The organism is Dehalococcoidales bacterium (assembly GCA_041652735.1).
Classification (GTDB): Bacteria; Chloroflexota; Dehalococcoidia; order Dehalococcoidales; family RBG-16-60-22; genus RBG-13-51-18.
Map to the genome: position 1 here is coordinate 77,356 of JBAZGT010000003.1, position 12,910 is coordinate 90,265.

General features: G+C 51.1%; 15 protein-coding genes. All 15 read right to left on the bottom strand.

The genetic code is table 11. The features are described 5' to 3' along the window. Positions 1-12: 12 nt before the first annotated feature. Positions 13-1,485, bottom strand: coding sequence for a serine/threonine-protein kinase (locus WC370_01900; GenBank protein MFA5308222.1), 1,473 nt, complete (start codon positions 1,483-1,485; stop codon positions 13-15). Between the two features lie 154 nt (positions 1,486-1,639). Continuing rightward, the gene (locus WC370_01905) at positions 1,640-2,617 is read right to left on the bottom strand and encodes a tyrosine-type recombinase/integrase (protein MFA5308223.1); all 978 of its coding nucleotides are present in this window, start codon (positions 2,615-2,617) and stop codon (positions 1,640-1,642) included. Between the two features lie 220 nt (positions 2,618-2,837). Then, a complete protein-coding gene (locus WC370_01910; protein MFA5308224.1) occupies positions 2,838-2,993 on the bottom strand; it encodes a hypothetical protein in 156 nt (51 codons plus the stop codon). 21 nt (positions 2,994-3,014) lie between these two features. After that, positions 3,015-3,386: a hypothetical protein gene (locus tag WC370_01915; protein MFA5308225.1), complete on the bottom strand. Its 372-nt coding sequence runs from the start codon at positions 3,384-3,386 to the stop codon at positions 3,015-3,017. 11 nt (positions 3,387-3,397) lie between these two features. Next, positions 3,398-4,006: a hypothetical protein gene (locus tag WC370_01920; GenBank protein MFA5308226.1), complete on the bottom strand. Its 609-nt coding sequence runs from the start codon at positions 4,004-4,006 to the stop codon at positions 3,398-3,400. Between the two features lie 20 nt (positions 4,007-4,026). After that, positions 4,027-5,025: a hypothetical protein gene (locus WC370_01925; GenBank protein ID MFA5308227.1), complete on the bottom strand. Its 999-nt coding sequence runs from the start codon at positions 5,023-5,025 to the stop codon at positions 4,027-4,029. A gap of 569 nt (positions 5,026-5,594) precedes the next feature. Then, positions 5,595-6,563, bottom strand: a complete 969-nt coding sequence (locus tag WC370_01930) for a polyprenyl synthetase family protein (GenBank protein MFA5308228.1) — start codon at positions 6,561-6,563, stop codon at positions 5,595-5,597. Between the two features lie 39 nt (positions 6,564-6,602). Next, entirely contained in the window at positions 6,603-7,469 is an 867-nt protein-coding gene (locus tag WC370_01935) for a lysophospholipid acyltransferase family protein (GenBank protein ID MFA5308229.1), read from the bottom strand. A 3-nt stretch (positions 7,470-7,472) separates the two neighbouring features. Continuing rightward, on the bottom strand, positions 7,473-7,652 hold the full coding sequence (locus tag WC370_01940) for a hypothetical protein (protein MFA5308230.1): 180 nt from the start codon (positions 7,650-7,652) through the stop codon (positions 7,473-7,475). Positions 7,653-7,689: 37 nt separating this feature from the next. After that, positions 7,690-9,060: a radical SAM protein gene (locus tag WC370_01945; protein ID MFA5308231.1), complete on the bottom strand. Its 1,371-nt coding sequence runs from the start codon at positions 9,058-9,060 to the stop codon at positions 7,690-7,692. Between the two features lie 56 nt (positions 9,061-9,116). Continuing rightward, a complete protein-coding gene (locus WC370_01950; GenBank protein ID MFA5308232.1) occupies positions 9,117-9,746 on the bottom strand; it encodes a hypothetical protein in 630 nt (209 codons plus the stop codon). Positions 9,747-9,767: 21 nt separating this feature from the next. Next, positions 9,768-10,031: a hypothetical protein gene (locus WC370_01955; protein MFA5308233.1), complete on the bottom strand. Its 264-nt coding sequence runs from the start codon at positions 10,029-10,031 to the stop codon at positions 9,768-9,770. A gap of 4 nt (positions 10,032-10,035) precedes the next feature. After that, on the bottom strand, positions 10,036-11,229 hold the full coding sequence (locus WC370_01960) for an ArsA family ATPase (protein ID MFA5308234.1): 1,194 nt from the start codon (positions 11,227-11,229) through the stop codon (positions 10,036-10,038). 56 nt (positions 11,230-11,285) lie between these two features. Further along, a complete protein-coding gene (locus WC370_01965) occupies positions 11,286-12,029 on the bottom strand; it encodes a hypothetical protein (GenBank protein MFA5308235.1) in 744 nt (247 codons plus the stop codon). A gap of 30 nt (positions 12,030-12,059) precedes the next feature. Beyond that, positions 12,060-12,902 (bottom strand): patatin-like phospholipase family protein, encoded by an 843-nt coding sequence (locus WC370_01970; GenBank protein ID MFA5308236.1) that lies wholly within the window; start codon positions 12,900-12,902, stop codon positions 12,060-12,062. Between the last annotated feature and the right edge of the window lie 8 nt (positions 12,903-12,910).

A 12,910-nucleotide genomic window follows, 5' to 3' on the forward strand; every position in this document is an offset into this window, starting at 1 on the left:
CTATGCTGACAACTAAGAGCGGCGGCGTGCCTGCCTATACCTTCCGCCTGATTGTTCCGGCATGTGGGACGGCATGCTAATGGAACCGTCCACCGCGCCAGCGAAACAAGCCAGCCAGCGCTCGAAGAATTGCTCTTCGTTGCCCTGGTTGAATGGTACTGGTTGCCATGCTATCTGGCGTGCTGTACCCATGACCGACGTGAAAGCTCCTGCGGCTCCCTCGTTCGGGGGCATCGCAAACGGGTTTAGTATGCCCCGTTCGCCGTGAAACACCCCAACCATGAAGGCGAGTTCGTACCATCGGTAGATGCCCTCGTCATGGGCGTCGCAATACCACAGCGAATGAGCACGCCCCTCGTAATCGTAATGGTCGCGCGGCTTGCGTGCGGTTATGGCCGTATACGCGATTACGTCGAAAATGGGTGCATAATCATAAGCCTTAAGGCAATCGGCTGGTGCTGCCTGGACGGGGTCAACGATTAGAGCGCCGTCTCCGAGCTTCATATTCAAGCCCCGTGTTTCGGAGACTGTGGTCGCAGGTGCGGATTCAAGAACCCGTTGTTTGAGCGACTCTCGGATAACTCCGAATGACTGCTCGGCGGCATTGAAAAGCTCGCGCCTTGCCGCCTCCCGCGACTGCTGGGCAGACACCATCGCCTGGTGGGCGTTCTCTTTTTCGACAACGGCCTTGTTCACGGCCTGGAGCTTTCCCGCGCCCGGTAATGCAGGTTTACGGGTGGCCTGCAGGCGTATAAGGATGTTCGCAGGCGTGGGACGAGCCGCCTGTGCCTTGAAGAGGCACTCGTTCGCAAGGCTGGCAAACGAAGGCGGGACGCCGTTGATGACCGGAGGGGCTTGGTGAAGGTGCTGGTCGCGGAAATCGGGTCCTGGGAACGGGAGCCTGCCCTGTAGAAGCTCAAAGGCCATGACACCAAACGCATAGACGTCCGTTGCATGTGTCGCTCGCTCCCCGCGCCATTGCTCCGGTGCAGCATACGGCGGCGTCATCGAGAACTTGTGGGTATCGGGCGCGGTAGTCGCCTCGGCATATCGGGAAATACCGAAGTCTGTCAGGCACCAATGTCTGTTGTAGAAGAGGACGTTCTCCGGCTTGAGGTCGCGATGAACGACTCCGGCATTGAGCGAGGCAAGCCCCTGTGCCACGTCAGTCAACACGATTATTGTCTCGTCGAATCCGAGCTTTCCGCCTGACGTTTGGAGGTGCTGCCGGAGCGACTTCTCCGCGCGAGGCATCACGATTACGTAGTATTCCTTCCATTCCCCTGTGTCTAGGACGGGCATGATATTTGGCAAGCCCGATAGTTCCTCGAAAAGCAATTCTCGGCTGGCTCCTGGACTCTTCGGCACGAGTTTGATGACGGCGGGAGAGCCGTCGTCCGCCTTGGCCTCGTAGACCTTGCCGAAGCCACCGCTGGCTATCGGGTTACCAATCTGCCATGCCCTTTGGAGGTTAATTGTCTCCATATTCACGCCCTTCCGAACGCTGGTGGATAACAGATTGTATCACATAAGAAGTCTTTGGTCTAGGAATGGTGCCTCGTGCAAGGCACAAAAAGAGAGGCGGGCAGGCCTTCCGACCTCCCGCCTTTTTTCTTTTATGGGCCGCCTCTTTTCCTCTTTACTTCTCCGCCATCGGCCCGAACCTGTCGACTTCCCTTTGCATCTCGCCCATGTCCACGTGCCTGTATACGTCCCCCGTTATGCCGACGCTGGCGTGGCCGAGTATCCGCGAGATGACCTCCAGCTTGGCTCCGTTCCTCAACGCCGATGTGGCGAACAGGTGCCTTAGAGCATGAGGCGTGAACGGCACGATGCCCGCCCGGATGCAGGCCTTCTTCAGGTCCTTGTCCGCGTTGTGTATCCCCCAGTGCCCCAGCTTCCCCTCGCCCGGGAACAGGTAGGGCGACTCCGATGTGTAGTCCTCCATGTATCGCGTGAGGTAGGCGACGATAGGCTCCGACAGCGGGACCTTACGCACCTTGTTGCCCTTGCCCAGGACCTCCACCGTCCTCGCCTCCAGGTCTACCTTCCCTTTCTCGATGGTGACCGCCTCGGTGATGCGCAGCCCGGTCTCCATCAGCAGCACTATCAGCAGGCGCATCTTGGCGGCGTCCGCCTTGCGTGCCCACCTGACGGCCAGCACCCTCTCCACGTCGGCCAGCGGAGGAACGTACTTTTCCGTCTTGGCCACCTTGATGCCCTTGAGCTTTTCCGTGATGTCCTCCGGCCACAGGCCTTCCTCGTGCAGGAACTTGAAGAGGCTGACCACGGACTTCTGCATGTTCTTGACGGCGGACTGCGAGACGCCCTCGCCCAGCCTGCCTGCTAGGTATTCCTGGACGTCCAGCCTCGTCGGCCTGGGGTATGCCTCCAGGAACTTCCTGGCGTAATACATGTAGAAGTCGATTGTCCGTTTCGTCTTGCCCTCGACGGTCATCCGCGTAGCCCACTTCCCGATGTTCTCCAAAGGTTCCGTGTAATCGGCGGCCAGGCTCACGCCCTTGGCGGCCGCCAGTTGCTCTATAAGAGACACGACCAGCCTCCGGCTCTCGTCCGGAAGTTTCCTCAGCGTGTCTATCGCTTTTTCAGTGTCCATTCGCTTCCCCTCCATTGGTCATTATGGCGGCTTTGTTGGCTGATGTAAACCCTGCCTGCGCCCTTGCGGGAATCGAGCTTGAGCCGAGCCTCCGGGCCGGAGGTCGTTGGTTCAAATCCAACCCCCGCTACCAAAGAACTTAAGAAGCCTGCCTGAAACACGGCGGGCTTTCTTTTTGCCTGCCGACTCACCGCTATGCCCTCACCAGCCCTCGCTTATTCTATACAATAATAGCCCCGCCCGAACCGTCACTTACAGAAATCGGTTCTATAGGGAAGGCGTTTCCGGCATTTTTATTTATTTCCAGGGGTAAGCCATTCGCCTGCCAGAGTATATTGCCGCCGGCATCCAGCTTTTGCACGAAGATATCCATCATCTCTGCTTCCGGCGAGCCGCCTTAGATTTGCCCGCTGAAAATCTGCTGCCAAACAACGATAGCCCCTCCGGAACTATCGCTGATGATTTGCGGCGAATCCGGATAGGTATTTTCTGGGGTGGTATAGACAAGCACGCCGTCTCCCCATTCCAGTTCGCCTTCACTATTTATCTTCTGGGTAAAGATATGCCCGGTGGAGACGGCCTCGCCTGGCTTTGCCTCGGGCGGACGCTGTACTTCCTCCCAGACAACCATCGCACCGCCGGTGCCATCGTCGGTTACCTTGAGTCCGTACAACGAATCTACATGTTGCGGGCATCCGGTCAGCAGCAGTAAAGACGAAACAATAAGGACAATGAATGTCACTATGCCCAATATTCTCTTTTTACTCATGGTAGGTCACCTTATTCAATATTTTCGCTGGCGATTTTCTCCGTGATCATCGCAATAGTCCTGAGCCTCCCGTATATATCATCAAGCGGGGACGGCATATCCGGGTAGGTCTCGTCTTTGTCCGGGCTCAGGTAGCCGAAAGCCGTTACCTTCTTGTTTAGATTATCGCTATTAACGATAATAGTGAAACTCATATCGCTCGTTGTGAAGCTGCCATCTGGGCCGTTATCATTCGGTTTTCCCGGAAAACTATAGTATTCATCCAGCTTGCCCAGCCCGCTGTTCTCGAAGTAGGCCAAGAGGTTATTTACCTGTTCTACCGTAAAATTCCCTGTGCTCCAGGTCCGGGTAGCCGGGTGCTCCGGCGATGGAAACCGCAATCCTTTTTCCTCGATATAGAGAATGCTACCGTTGTCGTATATATAGAGTTCATAATTCTCTCCCCTCATGGTATAGAGGGACTGCTCGTAGATGACTGGATTGCCTTGAGGAATGTTTATGGTGACCGGATTCCCTTCAGGGTTGTCTCCGGTTGTGGAGTCATACAACAACCAGTCCCCGCCTCCGATAATTACGATTCCCAAGGCCAGCAGAATATAAAGGATTACCTTCCTGCTCATTTTAGTTCTCCTTTGAATGCTTAATCGCTGATGCCTCTGATATCCATGAAAACTGTGGATTCCATAGCTAGAAATACCCATTCGTTGCCGGTTTGCAGTTCGTATTTACCGCGTTCGTTATAAGGATATGACTTGCTGTAAGTGAAATTGACCCATTGACTGCGGTCGGTGCGGTTTTCCAGTGAAAGCGTCACCTGCGCCGGGGTATCCGATATTACTTTTACCGGCAAATTGAATCTCTCCACGATTATATCCTCGCTGCTCTTCACCGGTCCTCTCATATCCCGTGACGTGACAGTATTGAGTGCCTCGACGCCGGTTTTCGGCATAAGCTGTATCAGTTTATGAGGTGCGCCTTTCTCCCAGAAGATAATATTGGCTTCATATTTGGGCATAGGAACACCAGTTGCTTCGAGGTGAGGGATCGTAAGCTTGAGCATCTGGCCGTATTCCGTGGTCACGATTTCCTGGGTAAAATCTTCAGTCAGATGGCCCGGCATGCTATATACCTGGCGGTAAAGCTCCTCGTATGGCTCGCCGGAGATAGTTCCGACCGGAAGGTATACCTCAATATTTTCGAGATTTTCCTGGGAGTGAATAACGACCTGATAATAATAGCCGTAGTGGGGCATGGCGGTATAACCGCACCAGCCAGTCATTGCTATCAGAATAACGAGCGTTGCGATTGAACTGAATCTTTTGACACCCTTTCTGACCAACGGAGCGAGAGCGCCGATCAACAAAATGCCGAAGCCCCCGGCGATGAACGCGCCGATATAGGGTGTGGGATAAAGGAGATTGGGGCTGCTAAAACCATACCAGATTATCGATATGGCAAATGTATATCCGGCAAAAAGCAGGAAGCCGCAGAGAAGCCCCCAGCGCCATGATGAGAAATAGCCCAGGGCAAAGGCTAGGATAGGGAGAAGCACAAAAAAGAGGCTATGGATTCCCGCGGCTAAGAAAGCCAGTCCGAAGCCTACGATAAGAGCTATCAAGGGCAAAAATATTTTTTTCAAGTGTCCCCCTCAAAACCTCATTTTAAAATTGTTAATAACTCCTCAACAGTATAACGCAGAAAGCCTACTCAAGTTGTATTACAAATTCCCATGGACCCTACCGGTCACCTATCCGGTTAATACGGAAAGTAGTTTCGGGAGCATTCTGTGGTATGAGGTCCAGGTCCCAAATTCACGCGGGTCTTTTGTCCCAGTATAGCTGACGAGTAGCAGAGCCATTATACTGAGAGAAAATGGGTTTAAAATCCTTGAAATCGGCTTGGCTAAGATGTGTATATGCTTATTTACTTCCCCTTGCAGCATAAGTTTAATTAGTGTTTATTGGCAAATCCAGTGCCATTGCCCCACTGTCGGCAGTTTCCACATCAAATCCTGCTTCAACTCGGAACGTATCCTGCAGGACACATCTGACGGCCTCAGTATCGTCCACTATCAGCATTCTTTGACATTTACAGGATAACTTAACGGGCCATATCGTTTATGTAGTTCCGCTGCTTTCTCTATCTCTGTCATTTTGTCACCTCTTTCTATATGGGAGTATATTTTGGACTGATTCCGATTCACTAAAACTAGTTCTTACGCTTGACTATATAATCCGCAATGTCTGTGAGTGCCTGGCAACTTACACTGTTTGGTAATAGACCAAGATTCCGGCACGCTTTGGTACAATAACTCGCAGCAATGTCGTAACATTCTTGAATAATCGGGGAAACGCGGATTGACTCCAAAACTCGCTCCTTCGTTTCCAGATCACCTCGGTTCTCAAAATACTTCTGTATCAGACTATCTTCAGGGTGATATTCAAGAATAAGTATTACCGGTAGGGTAAGAGTCCCCTGTGCCAAGTCTGAGCCTACCGGTTTGCCCAGTTTATCTTCAGTACTAAGAAAATCCAGGAGGTCGTCCACAATTTGGAAAGCCATACCCAGGTTATAGCCATACTCTCTCAGAATTTTAATCGACTGTTCTGGAGCTTGGCTCAAGATAGCCCCAGACTCTGTCGCAAGAACGAATAGAGAGGCGGTTTTTTTACAAATCCTGTCCAAATACTGCTCACGAGTTTGGTTTAGATTGAAGGTGTCAAAAGCCTGATTCATCTCGCCGATAGACATCATCCCCAGTGTTTGAGAAAAGAGCTTTACCACGCGTAGATTCCCAGTACTTGCACAAAGCTCTCCTGCCTTAGCGAACAGATAATCTCCGAAGATAATCGCCTTGTTTTCTCCCCAGATATCATTTACAGTTGGGCGGCCGTGACGGACTGCCGATTTGTCGATGACATCATCATGAACCAGAGTCGCAGTATGCAGTAGCTCAACCGATGTTGCCATCGGTACTAAATAACGGAGGTCATTGCTATAAAATTTCCCTGATAATAAGGTGAGGATGGGGCGAATTCGTTTTCCACCAATCCCTAGAGAATAGCCTAACAATTCTGATAGATGGCTGTCTTGAACCTCCCCGACCGATTTCAGGCTATCCTCTACTTTAGATAAGTCACTATTAATCGAGTCTATTACCTTGCTAAGCGATAGCACCTTGACCTCCTTGGTTTATTACTCATTTGAATTGTGATATTACTCCTCATCCGCAAGCGCCAGGAGAGCCCGGGTAATCTCCGAGGTGGCTTCTTCCCGCCCACTCTCGCTAACCAAAAAAGGCTCACCGATTTTAATGGTGATCCGGTGCCATAGCCTGGGCAGCGGGAACCTGTTGTTCGGTAGAACCTTATCCGTTCCCTCAATCCAGATCGGTAAAACTCTGGCACCGGTATTTATCGCCAGCCAGGCGGCTCCGTGCTTCAGATTACCTATCTCCCTGCCGCCGGCACTTTTTAACCTACCCTTTTGTACGGTTTTAAATGTCCTGCCGCCTTCAGGGAAAATAAGAACCCTGCCGCCATCTTCCAGAATGCTCTTGAGTGCTGAAATGGAGCTGATTCTATCCTGCGGTCTCCCGTTCCTGTCAACAGGGACATTGATTCCCTGAAATAGTCTCCAGAATCCGTAGTCAAAGAAGTTTTGTCTATCAGGCACGTTGGCCGGTATGAGCTTTTTCGGGAGGTTAAATTCCTTTCGCATCCGGCTGAACCACCTGAGAGAGAACTTCAACCGGCCCCATTGCGAGGAAAATACCCAGGGGAAATTCATCCATGGGAACCCCATAAAAGGAAGAAGTACCGGCTCAAAGAGAGAAGGATGATTGGACACTATGATCAATTTTTCTTCCCAGATGGGGAACCGTTCGAAATGAACAAACCTTATCCTGCCGATAGCTTCGAGAAGACAAAAAAGCACTCCGACAATCGGGCCGAATACATAGTTAACCAAAAGAAACCTGATTTCATTAATCAGATTACGAAGAAACTTCTTACTCTCTGACAGCCTGATGGGAAGATGCAAAAAGGCATTCCCGTATACCTCTGACCTGTGTTGTATCCCCATCAATCACATCCTATTGACAGCTTCGGTCGCCGTCTCCGTTGCTATGGCTGTTTTCCCTGCCAATAATCTCCTTGTTTTCTTCTCCAGCGTGGCTACATAGAGAACTCCGACAGCTAAACCTGCCGCGATACCAACGAGGATCCCGGTAATCAAATTATCCCTTGCAATTTCATTACAATCCATTTCCACCCTCTCTTGTTCAAGAAGAATGAGACCTGCCTTAACTTTTCAGTGATTCCTTTTCACCCACCTTTTTAGCAGCGAATTCACGCTCCCAGACCGGGTCCAGTACCCCGGCTGCATCACTTGAGTATTTATCCAGGTCATCGGCAAGTGAGGTGATAAATCCGCATTCCGGACCATCGGTAGGATAAGGCTTACATTCAGCGCAGAGGCCCCGGAGCACTTGCGGATGGTCGATAATCATGCACGGACGGAGCAGATTCTCACCATACGGCTGGCGGGACCTGATAGCCTTGAAGTATGGGGAATTGATGGCCTCCTTCAGGCTCTTTTGCTTGATATTGTCCACAGCCATATGAACGAAAATGCATGGCTCGACATCGCCGCTGGCATTGATATGAAAATAGTTTCGGCCTCCGGCGATGCAGCCGCCGACAACAGGCGCATCGTTCCAGAAGTCAACGACAAACATCGGTTTCTCGTTACGAATACGCTGCGCCCCGCGCTGTCTCATGAGTTCTCTCTGCTCGGCGGTCGGCATCAAGTTGACATCGGGGTTAAGGCCGACGGGGATGTAAAGGAAATGCCAGCCGATGAGGCAACCCTTTTCCACTAGCATATCGTTGAACTCGTCACTGATGATGGTTTCCATATTCCGGCGGGTAATCATCGAGGAAAAACCAAAGGGAACTCCCGCCTCCCTCAAGTCATCCATCGCCTGCATTACCCCCCGGAAAACCCCCTTGCCCCGCCGGGCATCCGTCTCCTCCTCGAATCCGTCCAGGCTGAAAATAACCAGCACGTTGCCCGTTTCCGCCAGCTTGCGGGCCGTTTCCTTGTTTACCAGGGTGCCGTTGGTAAATACCTGGAAAAGGACATCCTGGTGACGCCGGTAAATCTCCCACATGTGCCAGTGAACGAACGGCTCGCCGCCGAGGATGGTTACCCAGAACATCCCCATCTCCTTACCCTCGGTTATTACCCGGTCGATGACCTCAATCTCCAGGTCATCCTTCTGGCTGTAGTTAGCGGCATAACAGCCGGGACAGTGTAAATTGCAGCGCATGGTAGGGCTGATAAGGTAAACCTGGGGGGCCGCCAGTCCCTGACCGCGAAGTTGGTCACGTATCACGTTACCCTGCATGAGTTCTTTAATCAAAAGGCTGTTTATTAACCTCTTCCTGACATTCGGGCTGGTCTGGCGGATCATCTTTCTTATCATTTCAATGGTCGGGTGTTGCTCACGGCGCATCCTGTCCAGAGCATCCAGGAACGACCTGGTATAGTCAGTAGGTGCCAGCTTTCTTGCTACCAACAGCAACCGCCCCAGGTCCTTGTCAGACATGCCGACTACCCAGGGTAAAATCATGTCCGCCGTCTTTTTCGCCGCAAATTCTTTTAATGCCATTCGAGACTCCTTTTAAAATATTTATCTGGCTTAACCTGAATAATACGATAGCTTACTCACGCTCCGAGCCCTAATCTGTAGAAAATCGAACTGCTGACCACCAGCCCAATCAAAAAGCCGGTAACCATCTGTGCCGGCGTATGTTCGCCAAGCTGGTACCGGGAAAATCCTAAAACAGGCAGCAAGATGAAGGTTGTCAGGTAAACCGGACCGAAGAGAAACCACAGCGCCGTTAACATAGTGGTAACCATTGACAGGTGAAAGCTTGCCCGGTATTTCAGGTTTACCAGGGCTATTACTAACATAACCGCGGTACATCCCAGCATAATAGCCGACAAATTGTCAGGACCATTGAAGAAGTGAAGAATTAAGATTGATGGAACACCGAAAAGACCCGTCATGATTAAGAGTTGTTCCGGTTCATTACGCACAAGGGAACGGGAAACCTTATGCGGTATGCCGCCTCGGGATAACATTACAGCTCTGGCTTTAGTGTAAAGAAACGGGAACATAACTGCCGGCAAATAGGCTGCCGGAGTCCATTTAATACACTCAAGAGAGTTGCCGGTTGCCTGGTAAGCCGCCGAAGCTAATACCGGAACCAGAACTACCCATGGGTGAAAGATGTTTGAAACCAGCTTGAATCTTTTCAGGGCTATATTGCTACTTGCTGCTATAATATTCATCCTTGGTCTTTCTGATGTTTATTATGAAATATTGAATCTATCCGTTGGCAATTGTTTCAGAATTTGGGGCAAAAGCGAATTCATCAATTTGACTTTGTCGTCGTCATCCAGGCCGGCCAAGAGATTTACTATTTGCTTATCGACCGTATTTTGGATAAAACTTAGCCTCTCCTCTTTAGTCATAGTGCTGAGCATCCGTTCCATAGCACTATTCATAAGCTGCTCAAGTTCATCTTTGCTTAAAGTCTGCAGCGCTTGCTGCGCCATGCGGCTGAAGAGTCCCATAGTCTTACTCCCCTTGTAAATGGTTATTTACAGCTTCTCCAAACCTGATACGAAGATGTCCGTCATCCAATTTCGCACCCTTAAGTTCACAGGCCAGGAGGGTTTGTGGCAAAAGGATACTGTGTCGCTGGCTGCCTATCGTGGCGACAAGCTCATCCCCGTTTCTCATCAAGGACACATCCCCCTTGGTCACAAAAGGCAATGGCATGGTAAGCACATAGCCTCCATCTTCCCGGTCGATGCTCATCGTTTTTCCCTCAAAAAGAATGCGGGTAGGGTCGTCTTCGCCGTACAGGTGGCGGCCTATTTCCTCCAACGCTTCTATGCCAACCACCTCGTTTTTTAGAAGTGGCACCCTGAGGATAGGGAGCGGCGAGAAACGCTCTTCGATGAAGCGCAGGTACTCAGCCTGAGATTCTTTCCATTTCTCCCAGTAACTGCCGTCGGCATCCTGCGGGATAAGACGGTTACAGATGACGGCGTCCGTAGGGTATCCGTACAGGTTTAGATAGGTGTAGGTGCGTTGAGCCTCCTTAATTACCATCTTCTCCGCGTTCATGACCAGACGTATCGTCGTAACTTTTGGATTAGTCAAAAGCGAGCGTAACCCTTGAAGCTGTTTGAATAGCTCGTCTATCGTTGTGAAGATATCCTGATCAGGCAAAGGCATATCGGTAAAGCGATGGATTATGGGAGAGGTCACCGGTATGAGTTTGCGCCCCACCGGCAATAGCTTGTTAATCCACCACTGCATCACTTCGGGAAAGGTGAGCAGCCGGAGCGATTCACCCGTGGGAGCGCAGTCAACCACGATGACATCATAGTCACCCTGCCGCTCATAGTTATAGACCCAGAGAAGATCGGCCAGTTCCTCTATCCCGGGCAGGACGGCAATCTCCTCCGCCACGATTTCATCAACGCCACGCCAGGCCATCAGCGCCGTCAGATATCTTTTAACCGTGCCCCAGTGTTTTTCTATGTTGTAGAGGACATCGGATTCCTGTGCCCACAGATTGGCAGAAATCTGAAGTGGCTCCGGCCCGAGCTGGCGGTCCAGGCTGTCACCCAGGCTATGAGCGGCATCCGTGCTCATAATCACCGTCTTGTATCCGTGTCTCGCCGCACATACGGCGGTAGCAGCGGCTACGGTGGTCTTACCGACACCGCCCTTACCTGTAAATAGCAGGACTCGACTCATACAACCTCCCATTTCCATCAATATCCATAAGAAACCAAAATATTAATGTAAAAAAATTAACGTGTTGTTGTTTTCAGAATATTCCAGACGTCACGGGTAAACCGGTGCAGCTTTAATAAACTATCACGGCTTAAATCCTGTAACGATGCCTCGTATTTCTCGGCATATTCCTGATAAATACCCAGCAACTGCTGTGCCCTGTGGTCAGCTTGTGATAATCCCAGGATAAGCCCGGCAAGTATACTCATACGCAGCTTGCTGGCCGGTGCTTTCAAGATATTATCCACCGAGCCTTGCTCAGTGATCTCCTGCCTGGCTTCTCTGAGGTTCAGCAATAGAGCCGTCATAACTTCGGCGCATTGCACCAGCGATGACCGCGGTTCTGGCATTTTAGCCAGTAATTCATTCAGGATGTCCTGATAATCGCCAGCCTTTCCTCTGCTCAGGTTCGTCAGAATGCGGGCTTTGACATCATCCCATTCATCTTGTTCCCTGATGTCACCGGCCAGGTGGGAGAAAAGCTCCAGGGTTTCGGCAGTCGGCACGAAACGGATATTCGACCGTCCGGGGCCGGCAGTCTCCTTCGGGGTCTCGTACTCTGAAATTATCATTCCTTTTTGCTCCAGGAGCCTCAGCATGTCATAAGCAGTGGAATTATTCAGTCCTAATCTTTTGGCAATGACGCTGTAGTGAACAGGTTCCTGCATCTCCCGATAAACGTCGAGAAGTTTGCTGAGAAAAGCCTTCTGTCTAAACGTAAGTTCCATAATTTTAATCACCCCCCGCTCAACTATGCCCATTATACAATGGACATCCGGTATAGCGGAAAATCAGTCGGACAGCAGTTGTTTTATCTCCGGCATAAAAGCCTTAGCGGCCAGTTCCCCCTGGAAAATGCACTCGCGGGCGCTCTTGAAATCACTGAAGCCAATGTCGGCTACGCCGGGTTTAATGACTACGTCAGCTCCAGCGATACCGTGTTTCAGTGCCTGATAGGAAGTAATATTAACGAATTGCATCATGATATTGATGATATTAGGCTCTTTTACCTTTCCGCTATGCTTCTGCATGTCTGCTGCCGGTTGAGTCTTTTTGACTCTATCGACAGGCTTTACAACTACATTTGAAGCTATAATGAAATCGGCGCCCATACCCTTGAGCACGCTAACCGGCACAGGGTTTACAATACCGCCGTCTACCAGATAGCTGCCGTGCCATTTGGCTGCTCTGAAAATAACCGGCAGGGACATGCTGGCGATGACTGCTTCCAGTACCGGGCCATGCTTGATTACCACCTCTTCACCGGAGAGGATATCCGTGGCTACGCAGGCAAAGGGTATCCGCAGGTCGGCAAAGTCCAACTCACCGATTATTTCCTTTAAGCGGGCCTTTATTTTCCGCCCGCTGAGAAGTCCGGCCTTAGGTGATGTGAGAGCAACCATCCCGGCCATTTCCATCCATCCTAGGTCCAGGACTGCTTCCTTCATCTCGGCGGCATTCTTACCCTGAGCGTACATGGCGCCGATAATGGCGCCCATGCTCGTGCCGGCAATCATGTTTATGGGGATTTCTTCTTTCTCCAGGATTTCCAGCACGCCGATATGAGCCAAGCCGCGGGCAGCGCCGCTGCTAAGCGCCAGACCGACTTTCCTGTCAGAAAATGAGCTTCGCAATAAAATAA